Source organism: Microbacterium maritypicum MF109, assembly GCF_000455825.1.
Classification (GTDB): Bacteria; Actinomycetota; Actinomycetes; order Actinomycetales; family Microbacteriaceae; genus Microbacterium; species Microbacterium maritypicum_A.
In genome coordinates this window covers 56,070-71,610 of sequence record NZ_ATAO01000168.1, presented here as the reverse complement: position 1 = coordinate 71,610, position 15,541 = coordinate 56,070, and the positions used below count along the sequence as shown (strand labels likewise).

At 69.3% G+C, this 15,541-nt stretch carries 13 protein-coding genes; 3 read left to right on the top strand and 10 right to left on the bottom strand.

Annotation, left to right across the window (positions count from 1 at the left end; all coding sequences use genetic code 11):
• Positions 1-14: 14 nt before the first annotated feature.
• From L687_RS30005 to L687_RS29970, 8 genes are all read right to left on the bottom strand, one after another.
• A complete protein-coding gene (locus tag L687_RS30005) occupies positions 15-935 on the bottom strand; it encodes a DUF4862 family protein (protein WP_021199497.1) in 921 nt (306 codons plus the stop codon).
• Positions 932-1,618 carry an N-acetylmannosamine-6-phosphate 2-epimerase gene (locus L687_RS30000; protein ID WP_021199496.1) on the bottom strand — a complete coding sequence of 229 codons (687 nt, stop codon included), beginning with the start codon at positions 1,616-1,618 and terminating at the stop codon, positions 932-934. The genes L687_RS30005 and L687_RS30000 overlap by 4 nt, the downstream gene beginning before the upstream one ends.
• Positions 1,615-2,550, bottom strand: coding sequence for an ROK family protein (locus tag L687_RS29995; protein ID WP_021199495.1), 936 nt, complete (start codon positions 2,548-2,550; stop codon positions 1,615-1,617). The genes L687_RS30000 and L687_RS29995 overlap by 4 nt, the downstream gene beginning before the upstream one ends.
• The gene (locus tag L687_RS29990) at positions 2,550-3,497 is read right to left on the bottom strand and encodes a dihydrodipicolinate synthase family protein (protein ID WP_021199494.1); all 948 of its coding nucleotides are present in this window, start codon (positions 3,495-3,497) and stop codon (positions 2,550-2,552) included. The genes L687_RS29995 and L687_RS29990 overlap by 1 nt, the downstream gene beginning before the upstream one ends.
• A gap of 16 nt (positions 3,498-3,513) precedes the next feature.
• The gene (locus L687_RS29985; protein ID WP_021199493.1) at positions 3,514-4,314 is read right to left on the bottom strand and encodes an ABC transporter ATP-binding protein; all 801 of its coding nucleotides are present in this window, start codon (positions 4,312-4,314) and stop codon (positions 3,514-3,516) included.
• Positions 4,311-6,362 carry a dipeptide/oligopeptide/nickel ABC transporter permease/ATP-binding protein gene (locus tag L687_RS29980; protein WP_021199492.1) on the bottom strand — a complete coding sequence of 684 codons (2,052 nt, stop codon included), beginning with the start codon at positions 6,360-6,362 and terminating at the stop codon, positions 4,311-4,313. The genes L687_RS29985 and L687_RS29980 overlap by 4 nt, the downstream gene beginning before the upstream one ends.
• A gap of 1 nt (position 6,363) precedes the next feature.
• Entirely contained in the window at positions 6,364-7,320 is a 957-nt protein-coding gene (locus tag L687_RS29975) for an ABC transporter permease (protein ID WP_021199491.1), read from the bottom strand.
• Positions 7,321-7,392: 72 nt separating this feature from the next.
• Positions 7,393-8,991 (bottom strand): ABC transporter substrate-binding protein, encoded by a 1,599-nt coding sequence (locus L687_RS29970; protein WP_021199490.1) that lies wholly within the window; start codon positions 8,989-8,991, stop codon positions 7,393-7,395.
• 129 nt (positions 8,992-9,120) lie between these two features.
• On the opposite strand from L687_RS29970, the gene L687_RS29965 reads away from it, so the two are divergent.
• Both L687_RS29965 and L687_RS29960 read left to right on the top strand, forming a co-directional pair.
• Complete coding sequence (locus tag L687_RS29965) at positions 9,121-9,846, top strand: FadR/GntR family transcriptional regulator (protein WP_029260695.1); 726 nt, start codon at positions 9,121-9,123, stop codon at positions 9,844-9,846.
• Between the two features lie 95 nt (positions 9,847-9,941).
• On the top strand, positions 9,942-10,859 hold the full coding sequence (locus L687_RS29960; RefSeq protein ID WP_021199488.1) for a DUF808 domain-containing protein: 918 nt from the start codon (positions 9,942-9,944) through the stop codon (positions 10,857-10,859).
• Between the two features lie 54 nt (positions 10,860-10,913).
• Here the strand turns inward: L687_RS29960 and L687_RS29955 are convergent, their stop codons facing one another.
• On the bottom strand, positions 10,914-12,263 hold the full coding sequence (locus L687_RS29955) for an HNH endonuclease (RefSeq protein ID WP_021199487.1): 1,350 nt from the start codon (positions 12,261-12,263) through the stop codon (positions 10,914-10,916).
• An 83-nt stretch (positions 12,264-12,346) separates the two neighbouring features.
• On the opposite strand from L687_RS29955, the gene L687_RS42775 reads away from it, so the two are divergent.
• Entirely contained in the window at positions 12,347-13,546 is a 1,200-nt protein-coding gene (locus L687_RS42775) for a hypothetical protein (RefSeq protein ID WP_021199486.1), read from the top strand.
• Positions 13,547-13,597: 51 nt separating this feature from the next.
• Here L687_RS42775 and L687_RS29945 read toward each other — a convergent pair whose 3' ends face one another.
• A complete protein-coding gene (locus L687_RS29945) occupies positions 13,598-15,541 on the bottom strand; it encodes an ABC transporter ATP-binding protein/permease (protein ID WP_031207170.1) in 1,944 nt (647 codons plus the stop codon).

The window sequence follows — 15,541 nt, the reverse complement described above, 5'->3', positions numbered from 1 at the left end:
GCCGTTCCCTCCGGTCAGCCCGCGGCGCGCACCACCTCGAGGTTCCGCGCGACCGTGCGCAAGGCATCCGCCGCGGTGGTGTCGTCGGGACGGCGGGCCGTCTTCAGCCCCAACCACTCGACGTCGCCCGCAGCGGCGAGCGCTGCGGCGACGTGCGCGTCGTCGAGGAGCGAAGCGGATTCCGGGTGGGTCGAGGCGATCGGCAGGTGCGCATCGCTCCACGGGTGGCCATACGGGCTCTGCACCGGGGCGGCCCCTGAGAACGCCAGGCCGACGAGGAGGCCGGACGCCGCCGCCGCCGCGATCTGCGCGGTGACGGCATCCGCATCGCGCAGCTCGATCGCGGAACGCCCCCAGTTGAGCCACACTCCGATCGGCAGTCCCGACGAGCGGATCGCGGCGATCTCGGCGTCCAAGGGCAGGAAACCCTTCTCAGGGACCCGGCCGGGCACGAACGCATCGCAGTGTTCGATGACCAGGCGCGCGCCGGACCAGTCGAGCGCGGCGACCTCCCCCAGCGAGCGCACGAGCGGCTCCATGACGGCCGTCGCTCGCGGCGCGGAGTGCACCGTCACCACCGCGACGGATGCGGCGCTCTCGTCGTCGATGCGCGCGACGTCGGCGGCGACCCTCCGAAGATCGGCGACCGCCGCCGCGCGCCCCTCCTCATCGGCCGAGGCGAGGCCATACCCGGGGTGTGCCCCGACGCGTCCCATGACGAACGGGATCGGGGTGACAGCGAGCGGCACGGCCGGCACGTTCGCGAGGAACCAGGCGTCATCGTGCGGATGCAGGCGCCCCATCCATGGCACCTCGAGCCCGGCGACCCCGGGAAGCGCGCACAATGCGGGCAGCAGCGCGCCTTCGAGCACCGGATCCCAGTGCGCGTGGGCGGGAGAGGCCGGGTAGGCGCTGACGAGGATGGGCGTGGTCATGCGTGTGCTCCCGCGACGGCATCGGCGAACCAGGTGGTGATCGTGGACGGATGCGTGATGGCGGTGCCGACGCACACCGAGAACGCCCCGGCGGCGATCGCGGCCGCGGCGTGCTCGGGTGTGTGGACGCGCCCCTCGGCGACGATCGGGCGGCGGCAACGGGCGGCGATCAGCGCGATGAGCTCCAGGTCGGGCCCGGTGGTCTTCGGGCGCTCTCCGGTGTATCCCGACAGGGTGGTGCCGAGGATATCGGCGCCGGCGGCCTCGGCGGCGATCGCGTCGTCGAGGGAGCCGCAGTCGGCCATGATCAGCGCGTCGGTGTGCGCGCGAAGGCCCGCGATCGTCTCCGCGAGCGTCAGCCCGTCCGGGCGCGGGCGCCGCGTCCCGTCGATCGCGACGGTGTCGGCGCCCGCGTCGGCCACGGCCTGAGCGTGCCGGAGCGTCGGAGTGATGAAAACTTCGGCGTCGCCGTCCTTCCACAGCCCCACGATCGGAACCGGGAGGTGTGCCGTCGCGCGGATGTCATCGAGCCCCTGCACGCGGATTCCGGCTGCTCCTCCGGCCAGGGCGGACGCCGCGACCTGCGCCATCGTGCGGGGGTCGCGCATGGCCTCACCCGGGTAGGCCTGGCACGAGACGATCAGTCCACCCCGCAGTCGTTCGAGGGTGTCGGTGAATCTCATGGTCGCCTCCAGGCGGATGCCGCGGCTCCGCGCAGCGGTGCGTCGTCGCCGAGCGTGCCCGGCAGGATGGGGGTGTTCTGCAGCGCATCGATCGCCTCGGCGTGGAAGGCGGCGCGCATCGGAAGCCACCAGGACTCACCGATGTTCGGCACGCCCCCGGTGACCACGATGCGCTCAGGGTCGAGAAGCGTCGCCGCCCCCGCGAGGGCCCGACCCACCGCCGCGGCCGACTCGTCGAGGGCCCGGCGGGCGATGGGGTCCGCGGCCGCAGCTGCCATCGCGACCCCCCGCGCATCGGTGATGCCGGGATCGCCTCCGAGAGACCGGAAGTGCCGATGCATCCCGATGCCGGAGCCGATGGCCTCGAGGTGCCCGAAGCGCCCGCAGGGGCAGCGCAGGTGTGCGGCTCCCGGCACCGGCAGGTGCGCGATCTCCCCCGCGACGTGATGCGCACCCCGCACGGCCCTGTCGTCGAGCACGACTCCTGCACCGACACCGGTGCCGACCGCGACGACGAGCGCACTCGCCGCCCCGGCCGCGGCACCGTGTCGATGCTCTCCTGCCGCGTGCGCGTCGACGTCGTTCTGCACGGCGACGGGAGCGTCGGGGAGCAGATGCGCGCCGAGTCCCGAGCGCACGAGTGCGGCCAGCGGTGTACCCGGCCAGTCCGCGAACGTATCCGTGGCGGAAACGATCGTCCCGGTTCCGGCATCCACGACCCCGGCCGTGCCGATGCCGACGCCCGAAAGGCGCAGCCCGCTGCCGGCGAGGAGACGTCCGGCGAGCGCGACGACGGTGGCGACGACCGCCACCGGCCCCTGGGCCGCCGGCGTCGCGGCCACCTCGGTCCGCAGCAGTGCATCGTCGCGGTCGGCGAGGGCCGCGGCCGTCTTGGTGCCGCCGATGTCGACGGCGAGGACGACCTCGCCCATCAGCCGACGGCGACCGGGAGCAGATGCAGCTCGTCGAGGATGTCGCGGATGCGGGCGACCGCGTCGACGTCGAGCGCCTGCACGGTGTTTGCCATCGTGGCGTGATCGATGATGCCACGGGCGTGCATGGCCGCCTTGAACGCGCCGACACCGGTCGCATCACCCGAGAGGCCCTTTGGCTGGAACACGATGTCGAACAGGCGGTTGATGCGCTCCTGCTCGGCCCGAGCCGTCTCCCAGTCGCCGCTCTTCGCGGCCTCCCACAGTCGCACGTACCCCGCGGCCTCCACGTTCGCGAGCCCGGGAACCACGCCGTCGGCACCGGCGAGGGCCATGGCGTCGACGACGACCTCATGTCCGGTGAGCAGCTGCAGCGGACCCCCTGCGGCATCGTTCGCCGCGATCAGGCGCCGGAACGAGACGTCGTCACCCGAGGAATCCTTCACGCCGTGGATGACCCCTTCGGTGCCCAGCTGCACGAGCAGGTCGATGCCGAGCTTGGAGTGCACGCGCACCGGCACGTCGTAGGCCCACAGCGGGGCGTCGATGGCCGCCGCGATGGTGCGGAAGTGGTCGGCGACCTCGGCTGCCGAGTTCAGCGTGTACAGCGGAGCCGTCGTGACGATCGCCTGGGCGCCGGCATCGATCAGACGGCGGGCGGTCTCGATGATGCGCGGCGCCGTGAGCTCGATCGCGCCGGCGATGACCGGCACCCGACCGGCGTTCGCGGCGACGATCGTGCGGAGCAGCTCGACGCGCTGGTCGTCGGTGAAGTACGCGGTCTCGCCGGTGGAGCCGAGCGCGAACAGTCCTGACACCCCCTCGGCGACCAGACGGTCGACGAGGCGGGAGAGGGAGACGTGATCGATCGATCCGTCCTCGAGCAGCGGGGTGGCGACGGGCGGGACGACGCCCGCGAAGACGGGGGCGGGAGAGGCAGCAGACATGTGTGTTCCGGTCGTTTCAGTGGTGGGGTTCGAGCAGCGAGGGCGCAGCGCCCAGCAGCGTTCTGGTGTACTCGTCGGAGGGCGCGTCGAACACGCGGGCCGCATCGCCGAATTCGACGACGCGCCCCTTGTTCATCACGGCGATCTCGTCGGAGAGATAGCGGACGGTCTGGATGTCGTGGGAGATGAACACCATCCCGAGGCCGAGTTGATCCTTCAGATCGGTCAGCAGATTGAGGATCTGGGCACGCACCGAGACGTCGAGCGCCGAGGTGGGCTCGTCGGCGACGATCACCTGCGGGTCGAGCACGAGCGCCCGGGCGATCGCCACACGCTGGCGCTGGCCACCCGAGAGCTGGCTGGGCAGGGCGTCCAGGGCCGATGCCGGCAGTCCGACGAGACCGATCAGGTCGCGCACCTTTCGGCTCCGGGTCGACGGGCTGCCGAGGCGGTGCACCTGCATCGGGTCGAGCAGCGCATCGCGCACCGTCATCCGCGCGTTCAGGGCGGTCGCCGGATCCTGGAACACCACGGAGAGGATGCGGCCGAGTCGTCTGCGCACGGCCGGCGTGAAGGATCGCACCGGCTCTCCCCCGAACACGACCTGCCCGCTCGTGGGTTTCTCGAGGCCGATGAGCACCTTGGCCGAGGTCGACTTGCCCGACCCCGACTCGCCGACGATGCCGAGCGTCTGCCCGCGCTTCACGGTGAGCGAGACCCCCGCAAGCGCATCCACGTACTGCGGCCGGAAGAGCGAGGAGGCACGGGTCTTGTAGCGGACGTGCACGTCCTTGAGCTCGATGACGGGTTCGCTCATCGTCCTGCTCCGATCGGCTCGACGGGCGCATCGTCGGGATGCGCGGAGTAGTAGTGCTCGGTTCCTGCGATGTGCCGCCGCACCGGGGCGACGCCCGCGTACCGGGCGGGGTCGCTGGAGCGCGGCGCGAAGCGGTCGCCCGTCGGGAAGTCTCGCGGCGACGGCACGACGCCCGAGACCTGATGAAGACGATCGGAACCGGCCTCGATCGAGAGCACCGCGCCGAGGAGCCCCTGCGTGTACTCGTGCACCGGCTGGGTCAGCACCTCTCTGGTCGTGCCCTGCTCGACGACCTGGCCCGCGTACATCACCGTGATCCGGTGCGTGAGCTCGGCGACGAGCGCGAGGTCGTGCGAGACGAACAGGAGCGCGAATCCGAGCTCCTTCTGCAACCGCATGAGCAGGTCGACGACCTGCGCCTGCACCGTGACGTCGAGGGCCGTGGTCGGCTCATCGGCGATCACCAGTCGCGGGTTCCGGGTGAGCGCCATGGCGATGAGCACGCGCTGCCGTTGGCCTCCCGAGAGCTCGTGCGGGTACGAGGCGAGGGTGCGGTCGGGGTCGAGACCCACGAGCTCCAGCAGCTCGCTGGCGGTGCGGGTGCCGCCGCGCGACGTGAGCTGCTTCATCTGCGAGCGGATGAGCATCGCCGGGTTGAGGGAGCTCAGCGCGTCCTGGTAGATCATCGCGATGTCGTGGCCGCGCAGCGCGTTGCGCTCCTTGGGTGCCATCTGCAGCAGGTCCTCGCCGTCGAACAGGATGCGCCCGCGGATGTCGGCTTTCGGATCGAGCAGGCCCATGATCGCGAGCGAGGTGATCGACTTGCCGCAGCCCGACTCCCCCACCAGCGACATCGTCTCGCCGGGGCGCACCGTGAAGCTGACGTGGTCGACCACGTCCACGTCGCCATGACGGGGGAACGAGATGCACAGATCCTGCACGTCGAGCAGAGGCTTCTCCTCCGCCGTGTACACCAGGCGGTCGGTGCGCGAGAGCTCGCGCTGACGGAGCTCGGCCAGTCGCTCGGCGAGAGGAACGGCCTCGGCGCGCGGCACCAGGGTGTCGGGCACCCCGCTCGGAACGGAGAGGTTCACCGCTGTGTCGACGGTGGGGATCACGTGGGTGTCGTCGGGGATCGCTGCGACCTCGAGCTCGTGCGTGGACTCCTCGGTGCCCGCGGCATCCGCGGTGATCTTGCGTGCCCGCGGCGACACCATCGCATCGGTCATCCCCTCCGAGAGGATGTTGAGGCACAGCACCGTGAGCATGATGAGGATGCCGGGGAAGAAGGTCGCCCACCACGCGCCGCTCATCAGCAGATTGCGGCCGGCGGCGATCACGTTGCCCCACGACGGCTCGGGGTCGGGAACCCCGGCCTGCAGGAACGACAGCGAAGCCTCGAACACGATCGCGTCGGCGACGAGCACGGTCGCGAACACCAGCACGGGGGCCATGGCGTTGCGCGCCACGTGGCGGACGATGATGCGCGGGGTGCCCGCGCCCATCACGCGCACGGCCGAGACGTAGTCCTCGCCGTACTGGTCGAGGATGTTGGCGCGGACGATGCGGGTGAGCTGCGGCACATAGAGGAACGCGATCGTGAGCACGAGCACGGGGAGCGACTTGCCGAACACCGCCACGAAGACGGCGGCGAGCGCGATGCCGGGGAACGACATCACGACGTCCATGACGCGCATGAGCGTCTCGGAGATCCACCTCGGGGCCGTGGCGGCGATCGTCCCGAGCACGCAGGCAGCCAGCAGCGCGACGAGTGTCGCGCCGATGCCGATCACGAGCGAGTAGCGGGCACCGAAGACGAGACGGGAGAAGATGTCGCGGCCCTGACGGTCGGTGCCGAACCAGTGCTCCGCGCTCGGCGGCTGCACCGGAGTCCCGGACGCCAGCGGGTCGAAGGGCGCGATGAGCGGTGCGAAGATCGCCGCCAGCCCGATGATCGCCAGCACGGCGATGCAGATGATCGATCCGAGGGACAGCCGGCCCCAGCGGAGACCGGGAACGGAGAGACGTTCCGTGAGTTTGCGTCGCATGTCACACCGCCCGGATTCGAGGATTGATGAGCACGTACAGGAGGTCGACGATGATGTTGATCACGACGAAGGCGAGCGCCACGGCGAGCGTCACACCCTGCACGAGGTTGGGTTCGTTGTTGGTGACGCCGTTGAGGATGAGCGTTCCCATTCCCGGGATGGCGAAGATGATCTCGATCACGACCGCACCGCCGAGCAGGTAGCCGATGCGGAGTCCGAGCACGGTGACCGGGGTGATCAGGGCGTTGCGCAGCACATTGCGACCGACGACGATCACTCGCGGGATGCCGGCGCCCAGGGCGGTGCGCACGTAGTCGCGGTCGAGCTCCTCGACCATCGAGGTGCGCACGACGCGGGAGAGCTGACCGATCACCGGCACGGCGAGCGCGATGGCGGGGAGGGTCATGCGGGCGAGCCATCCGGCGGGGTCGCTCCAGAAATCCGGGAGCGGCCCGGAGGCGGGCAGCAGGTTCAGGCCGAGGGTGAAGACCTGGATGAGCAGGATGGCGAGCCAGAACGACGGCGTGGAGAGCGCCGCGACGCCGAACACGCGGATCACCTGATCGGGCCAGCGGTCGCGGTAGACGGCGGCGAGGACGCCGATCACGAAGGCGACGATCACCGCGATGAGGAGCCCGAGGAAGGTGAGGGCCAGGGTCACCGGGAAGGCGCGGGCGACCTCGTCGATCACCGGGAGACTGCGTGCGGAGTAGGTGCCGAGGTCGCCCTGCACGAGTCCGAGCAGGAAGTTCACGTAGCGGACGAACAGCGGGAGGTCGAGGCCGTGGTCCTCGCGGTACGCCTCGAGGGCTTCGGGCGACGCCGTCTCGCCGAGCGCGGTGCGCGCCGGGTCTACGGGGGAGAACGACATCACGAAGAACACGAGGAACGTGATGCCGAGGATCATCAGCGGCAGCTGCAGCAGTCGCCGGCCAATGAGGCGGAGCGTGTGGGACACGTGCCGCTCCTTCCGGGGGTATGGGAGAGACAGGGGGCGCACTCGTCGGGTGAGCGCGCCCCCTGGTGCGGGCTACTTCGCCGCCACGCCGACGTCGAGGAACGACAGTCCGGTGGTGGGGACGGGCTGGAATCCGACCAGCTCCTGGCTGCTCCATGCGGTCGGCAGCTTGCGGTGGAACAGCGGGTAGAGCACGGCCTGGTCGGAGAGCAGGTCGTAGGCCTCGTCCCAGGTCTTCTGCTGCTCCTCGCCCTCCTGCTGGACGGCGGTGTCGAGGAGCGTGCGCAGCTGGGCGTACTCGGGAGAGTCGGCCCAGTTGGTGCGGGTCTGGGTCCAGACGTTCTCGCCGTACCACCAGTTCATGAGCAGGTCGGGGTCGACACCGAAGACCGAGGGGTCGCCGGGGGCCACGGCCACCGTGTAGTCGCCGGAGTCGACCTTCTCGTACATCGACGCGGACTGCCCGATGTCGAGCGTCGTGTCGATGCCGATCGCGTCGAGGGACTCCTTGATCAGCGGGGCGACCTCCTTGACCCATCCGGTGTCGGTGGTGAGCAGGGTGATGGACAGGTCGGAGACACCCGCGTCGGCGAGCAGTTCCTTCGCCTTCTCGGGGTCGTAGGTGTAGACCGTGGAGGCCTCGTGGTAGTTCGGGTACGTCTCGGGCAGGAACGAGGTCGCGGGCGTGGCGTTGCCGAGCATGCCGGTGCCGATGATCTTGTCCATGTCGAGGGCGTAGTGCAGGGCCTGGCGCACGCGGACGTCGTCGAACGGCGCCGCCTTGGTGTTGAACATCATGAACAGCAGGCCGAACGACTGCACGCTGTCGACGTCGGCCGAGGAGGCGAGCGCGTCGACGTCGATGTACGGCACGTCCTCGATCGCCTGCACGGTGCCCGTGGACATCGCGGTGACGCGAGCGGAGGCGTCGGAGAGCAGGTTCCAGTTCATGCCGGCGGCGAGCGCGGGGCGCGGCCCGTTGTAGTCGTCGTAGCGCTCGAAGACGAGCTTGTCCTCGGGAACGGCCGACACCAGCGAGTACGGGCCGGAACCGACGGGGTTGGTGGCGAAGCCCTCGGGGTCGGCTTCGACGACCGACTTCGGGACGATCTTGACGACACCGAGGCGGTCGTTGATCAGCGAGAACGGGTAGTCGGTGGTGATCCGCACGGTGTCGTCGTCGACCGCGGTGACGGTGTCGATGAAGTCGACGAACGACAGGAAGAGCGAGTTGTTGTTCGGGTCGAGCACGCGGTCGTAGCTGAAGACCACGTCGTCGGCGGTGACCGGATCGCCGTTCTGGAAGGTGGCGCCTTCGCGGAGGTCGATCTCGTAGGTCGTGTCGTCGATCTTCGTCGGGAGGTCGGCGGCGAGGGCGGGGGCAGATTTCTGGGTGACGGGGTCGAGGTCGACCAGCCCCTCGAAGATGTGCCAGTTCGCCGAGACCGTGACGGCGCCCGACGCGACCATCGGGTCGAAGCTGCCGTTCAGCGTGTACGAGATGCCCGCTTCGATGATGCCGTCGGGGTCGATCTCGCTCGCGGCTGCGCTCTCGTCGGGAGTGCTGGTGGTGCCCGCGCCGCAGCCGGCGAGGGCGACGGACGCGGCGACTGTGCCGGCGACCGCCATCGCGAATCGACCCGCGCGGCGGCGGGTGATGTGTCGGTTCATGTGTGCTCCAGGGTGGTGGGGGGAACATCTTGAGGACATCTGATGTCTGATGTACTCTAGACACAGGTTCGATCAGATCACAAGAGTGAGATGATCGGAGCGTTTCTGCCAGGCACAAGAGGGAGCCCCATGAAGTCCACCACGAGTAGGGCGTCACGCATGCGGCGCTCGACCACGGCGGATCAGATCAAGCAGCTCATCCTGACCCGGGGGCTCACGCCGGGCGACCCGCTGCCGACCGAGGCGGAGCTCTGCGAGGAGCTCGACGTCTCGCGATCCTCCGTGCGCGAGGCGATCCGCACGCTCTCGACCCTCGACATCGTCGATGTGCGTCACGGCCACGGCACGTATGTCGGACCGATGTCGCTGGACCCGATGGTCGAAGCCCTCGTGTTCCGCGGGGTGCTGTCGCCGGAGGGATCCCTGCAGGCGTTGCGGGAGGTCGTCGAAGTGCGCCTGGCGCTGGATCTGTCGATGGCCGAACGCGTGGTGGCCGCCGCTCAGGACGACCCCGACCCCGAGCTCGACGCCCTGGTGGCCGACATGGTCGCCAAGGCCGAGCGCGGGGAGCACTTCCTCGACGAGGACCGCGCGTTCCACACCCGCCTCTTCGGCGCGATCGGCAACCGCCTGGTCGGTCAGCTGGTCGGCGCCTTCTGGGATGTGCACACGGCCGTGCTCCCCCAGCTGGGCATCCCTCAGCCCGACGACATCCACAAGACGGCGAAGGCGCACGGCGACATGCTCGACGCCGCACGTTCGGGTGATGTCGAACGCTATCGGCAGGCCGTCATCGAGCACTATCAGCCGCTGCAGCGTGTGCTCGCGAGCGCGGCGGAGGAATCCCAGGGCTGAGGTCGCCGGCCGGATCCCTCCTCCGACTCGACAGCCGTGCCCCTCCGACTCGATAGAGTTGCCTCCGCACTGCACACCACGAGGGGGATCCGCCCATGTCCGTTGGACTTCTGGCCGTCGTCGACGACATCCTGAGCGCAGCGATGAAGGCGTCGGCCAAGGCGGCCGGCGTCGTGATCGACGACGCCGCGGTGACTCCGCAGTACGTGCAGGGCCTCACGCCCGCGAGGGAGCTGCCCGTCGTCGGCAAGATCGCCCTCGGGTCGCTGGCGAACAAGTTCGTGATCATCATCCCGGCGGCGCTGCTGCTGACCGCGTTCGCGCCGTGGGTGCTGCCGTATCTGCTGATCCTGGGCGGGGCGTACCTGTGCTTCGAGGGCGCCGAGAAGGTGCTCGAGTGGTTCGGCGTGCAGCACGGTCACGCCGACGAGGGAGCGCGCGATGAGAGGAAGCTCGTGCTCGGTGCGGTGCGCACCGACCTGATCCTCTCGACCGAGATCATGCTCATCTCGCTCGCGAGCCTCGAGAAGGGGCTCGACATCTGGGCGACGCTGGCGATCCTCGCCGTGATCGCCCTCCTCATGACGGGTGTCGTCTACGGCGCTGTCGCACTGCTGGTGAAGATCGACGACATCGGTCTGAAGATGGCGAAGAACCCGGTGCAGCGTGTGCGGCACACCGGCACCAGGATCGTGCGCTCGATGCCCGGGGTGTTCCGCTTCATCAGCATCCTCGGCACGGTCGCCATGCTCTGGGTCGGCGGCCATCTCGTGCTGGTGAACCTCGGCGAGGTGGGGTGGCATTTCCCGGTCGACGTGCTGCACGCCGTCGAGGAAGCGCTCCATGGCCTCGGTCCGGTCGTTGTCTGGATCGTGGACACCATCATCTCCGCGATCGCCGGTCTCATCCTGGGGCTGCTCGTCGTCGGGATCGTGCTCGGCATCGCCCGCCTGTTCGGCAAGACCCCCAGCTTCCACGAGGGCGAGGCATCCCCCGCCGACGTGCACGTCTGAACATCGAGACACGACTGTCCGCACAGGCCAGAACACGAATCCACGCCGGGGCACTCACGCCGCGATGTCGTACCGGGCTCGGCCGCCGAGCCTCGGCCTGCGCTCGGGGTCGACGTGCAGCGGCGGAATGAGCCACACCCGCGCCGCGAACCCCCGTCCCTCGATCCTGATCTCCCAGTCGTTGTCGTGGATGCGATGATGGCAGCTCTCGCAGAGCAGCACTCCGTTGTCGAGATCGGTCGGTCCGGCATCCCGCTGCCACCAGCGCAGGTGATGCGCCCTGGTGAGTTGCGGGGGCAGCCCGCACATCACGCAACCGCCGTCGCGTTCTACGAGCGCGAGTCTCTGGGCGCGGGTGAACAGCCGCTTCTCGCGCCCCCAGTCGAGGATCTCGCCGCCGCCGCCGAGCACGACGGGGATGATCCCCCCACCCGCCGCCATCCGACGACAGGAGGCGATGCTGACCGGCCCATCGAGGCCGTCGACCGTCGCGAATCCGGTGCCGGCGGTCAGGTCGTCGAGCCCTACGCGGACGACGACGGTCGCACCGGATACCGGAAGCCCGCCGTTGTCGCATCCGCTCGCATGCGCGCAGATCTCGACGAGCGCGTCGGCCTGGATCATCGCGACCGTACGACGGTCGGCATCGGGCGCTTCGGGGTCGAGCACGTGCGCCCGCGCGTGGAACGTGGCGGTTACGTATGCCTGGATCGCCGCCTTCACGGGAGTGCCGGACGCGATGTCGGTCTGCAGGGTCAGGTGCAGCGATCCGTCGCGCTCGAACATCGTCAGCGAGCGCCGCGACCGGGCCTCACCTTCGCGCGGAGCCACGCCGTCGGGGTCGAGCCAGGCCTCGGCGTGCACGACGAGCTTGCGCACGTCATCGAGCGACAGCCCTGCCGCACGTTCGACGAGCAGTCGCTCGGCATCGACGATCCGCTCGATCCCGGCCTTCACGCGCGCCCGGTCGAGCAGGGCCACGATCAGCGCCACGGCCGCCGCACTGAGCTCGCCGGCACCGATCGCCCGCTGCACCTCGGGGTACCGCGGGGGCAGCTTCTCGCCGATGATGTTCACCCGCGGCGCGGTCGCCTCCCCCACCTTGACGAGCCGCACCGCATCGCCCGTCGATCCGCCGGTCGTGGCGGCGATCATGGTCGCCGGGTTGCGGAATCCCTGCTGCTTCGCGAGACCCGCAGACCCCAGTTCCGGACGCGATTCCCTCGCGATGCCCGCCGCGATCTCGGCATGGATGCCGTCGAGCCGACGCTGTACCAGTCCCATCGCCCGGTGCGCATCGAGCAGCTGCGCGCGGCTCAGATCGGCCGCGTTCGTCGCATCGCCCCACGCGTCTTCGAGGTACGTCATCGCCTCGAGGAGCGGGTTCAGATGCGGGTTCGCCATACCTCCATCTTAGAAGACATGTTCGAATCTCAGGAAAGCCTGTGGATAACTCCGCGCCTCGTCATTGCCGTAGTCTCATCGCCATGTCCGCGTCCCCGAAGCTGCGCAGCACGAAGCGCGATGCCGACCGCTGGTTCCGTGAACAGGGCCTTCCGACGTTCGTTCCGCTGCGCCGCTGGTTCACCGACCTCCCCCGCCGTGTCGCGCCACTGATCGCGTGGGTCGCGGTGGCCGCGTACCTCTTCCAGGACGGGCTCGAGGTCGTCTTCGATTTCGCCCTCGACGACGACTCCACGGAGTGGGAGATCCTGCTCGTCCTCTTCGCCGTCGTGATCTTCCTGCTCGCGATCGGGCTCGCGTGGGCCGCCTACTACCTCGTGCGCACCCTGCTGCGTCGCCTCCCGGTGGGCGTCGGCACCGCGGTCGCGCTCGTCCTGATCGCCTCGTGCCTCGCCTTCACGATCGTCTACGGCTACATCGCCCAGCCCGACGCGACCGTCGGCCCGGTCCTCCGCACGATCCTGGTGCTCGGCCTCTGCATCCTGGTGACCGGCATGGGCGGAGGGGCCATGATCTCCTGGGCCTCGCGCCTCGCGGTGCGCAACGCCTCGGCGATCGGCCACATGGCATCGATCGCCCTCCCGGTGATCCTCATGCTCGTCGTGTTCTCGTTCTTCTCTGCCGAGGTCTGGCAGATGGCATCCGCCCTCTCCTGGGGATCCATCGCCCTGCTCGGCCTCGTCGTCGCGGTGCTCGCGGGCATCGTCGTGCTGCGGGTCAGTGCCTCCGAGATCGACGATGACGCTCAGGCGCCGAGCGCCGAACAGCGCGCCACCCTGCTCATCGGCACGCCCGCCGAAGGCCGCCCCGCCACCCCCGGCACTCCGGGACGGCTGCGCGCACCGCAGCGCATCAACATCCTGCTCGCGATGACCGTGGCGCAGCTGGTGCAGGCCCTGTTCTTCGCCGGGCTCCTCGCGGCGCTGCTGATCGTGATCGGAGGCATCGCCGTCCCCACGGGCGTCGTCGGCATCTGGCTCGGACCCGGCAGCACCGCACAGCCCCTCGCGGTGCAGCCGCTGGAGTTCTTCGGGGCGAAGCTGCCGCTCACCGTCAACCTGCTCAAGGCGGCCACCCTGCTCTCGGTGATCGCCGCCCTCCCCTTCGTGTTCTCCGCCGTGAGCGAGGCCCGCTACCGGGAGCGCTTCTTCGACCCGATCATGGCCGACATGCGGCGTGCGATCCTCGTGCGCGAAGCCGTGAGCACGACGACGGCAGGCTGAGCTCTGTAACTGTTCGGTCGCAGCACGCCCGGACGGCGTCCAGCGAGGATGTCAGCTGCGGAGGTTCTCCGCGGGGCGCAGACGCGCGGCGCGGATGGAGGCCAGTCCGCCTCCCCCGGCACCGACGATCAGGCCGACAGCGATGGCGATCGGAAGCAGCACGATGTCGAACACGGGGGCCCATCGTTGGCTCACGGTGACGACGAGGATTGCCGCCATACCGAGTACCAGGCCCGCGGCCCCTCCGACGACACCGACGATTGCGGATTCCAGAGTGATGAGTTCTCCGATCTGCCGGTCTCGTGCTCCGAGCGCTTTGCGCATGCCGATCTCGCCGCGGCGCGCATTGACAGCGAGGAGCGTGGCGTTCATGAGTGCGGCGATCGCGACGATCAGCGCCAGCAGCGTGAACGCGGTGAGGGTGGCTTGCACGCCCTGTTCGACCTGCCCCCTCAGCTGTGCGGAATCGGTCGGCGCAACGACGACGATCCGCTCCGGCTCGAACGGGTTCAACGCCGAAGGCAATTGCTTGGCGACCTGCTGCGCTGCGCCGGAGGACGTCACGGCCAGCATCGTCACGTCTACGGCCCCCTTTGCTGTGAGGCCGTCGCGGGGTCCCACGACCACCTCGCCGCGGAGCAGGGGGAGGCGCGCGGACTTGGTGATGATGCCAGCGACGACATATGTGACGCCATCAACCGAGATCGTGGGAGCGCCATCAATGCTGCTGAGCCGCATGTCCTTCGCGAGAAGATCTCCGATGTAGGCCTCGCCGCCCGCTAGGGGTCCCGCATGCCACGGAGCCTCGTCGACCGTGAGACGCGCAGCACCGACGATATCTCCGATGGCGACGTGCGGCCGGATCTGGCGTGCCTCCGCGAACGTCGAGACCGTGCTGACGTTGAGATCGATGACGACCGCAGCCGCATCCACTCCGCTGAGTCGCTCGATCGCCTGCGGAACCTCCTCGGGCGGAAGCGAGTTCTTGGCCCCCGTCGACCACGTCGCCGAGACCTCACGATTCAGGTGGGCATCGAATGTGGCGGATACCTGCGCTCGCGCCGATGCCGCAAGCCCGAGAGTGGTGATCGTCAATGCCACGGCGATGGCGACGGCGAGCCCCTGTCCGATCGATTGATACCTTCTCGACGTCACGGATGCCCAGGCGTCGCGAAGCATGTCGGCGAACCGGATGCGCCCGGTGAGCCGCACCCGCTCATCTTCTCTCGTGCGGGACGTGCGGGCATCATTCGAAGGAGAAGCCGGCGGCCCGTCCGCAGGGGCTTTCGATGCCGTACTCGCTCCGCTGCCGGACTGTCGCTCGTCGGACACGATCGCACCGTCGGCGATGTGGACCACACGACGCGCCCGTGCCGCGACCTCGGCCGAATGAGTGACGACGACGACCGTCGCCCCATCGCGATTGATACGTTCGAGCTCATCGAGAACCCGAGCGGCGTTGACCGAGTCGAGGTTGCCTGTCGGCTCGTCGGCGAGAATCAGCTTCGCATCCCCGGCGATCGCACGGGCGATGGCGATGCGTTGACGCTGCCCGCCCGACAGTGTCGAGGTGCTTTGGAAGGCGCGGTCTGCGAGGCCGACAGAGTCGATGGCGCCGAGAACGCTCTCACGCCGCTGCACACGGGGCACGCCCCGGTAGAGCAGGTTCAACTCGACACTGTCGACGGCCGGCCTGGCCTCGAGAAGGTGGAAGGCCTGGAACACGAATCCGATCTTCCGTGCGCGCACGGTCGCCGCGCGGCGACCGTCGCCGGCACGAGCTTCCTCGCCGTCGAGAACATAACTACCCGCCGTCGGGTCGTCGAGAAGCCCCAGGATGTTCATCAGCGTCGTCTTGCCACCGCCCGATGGCCCGACGATCGCAACGAACTCCCCCTGGTCGATTTCCAGGTCGATGCCGCGAAGCGCATCGACCTCGGGCCGACCCGCCGAGGAGTACGTCCGACGCACTCCCCGCAACTGAATCAGCGACAC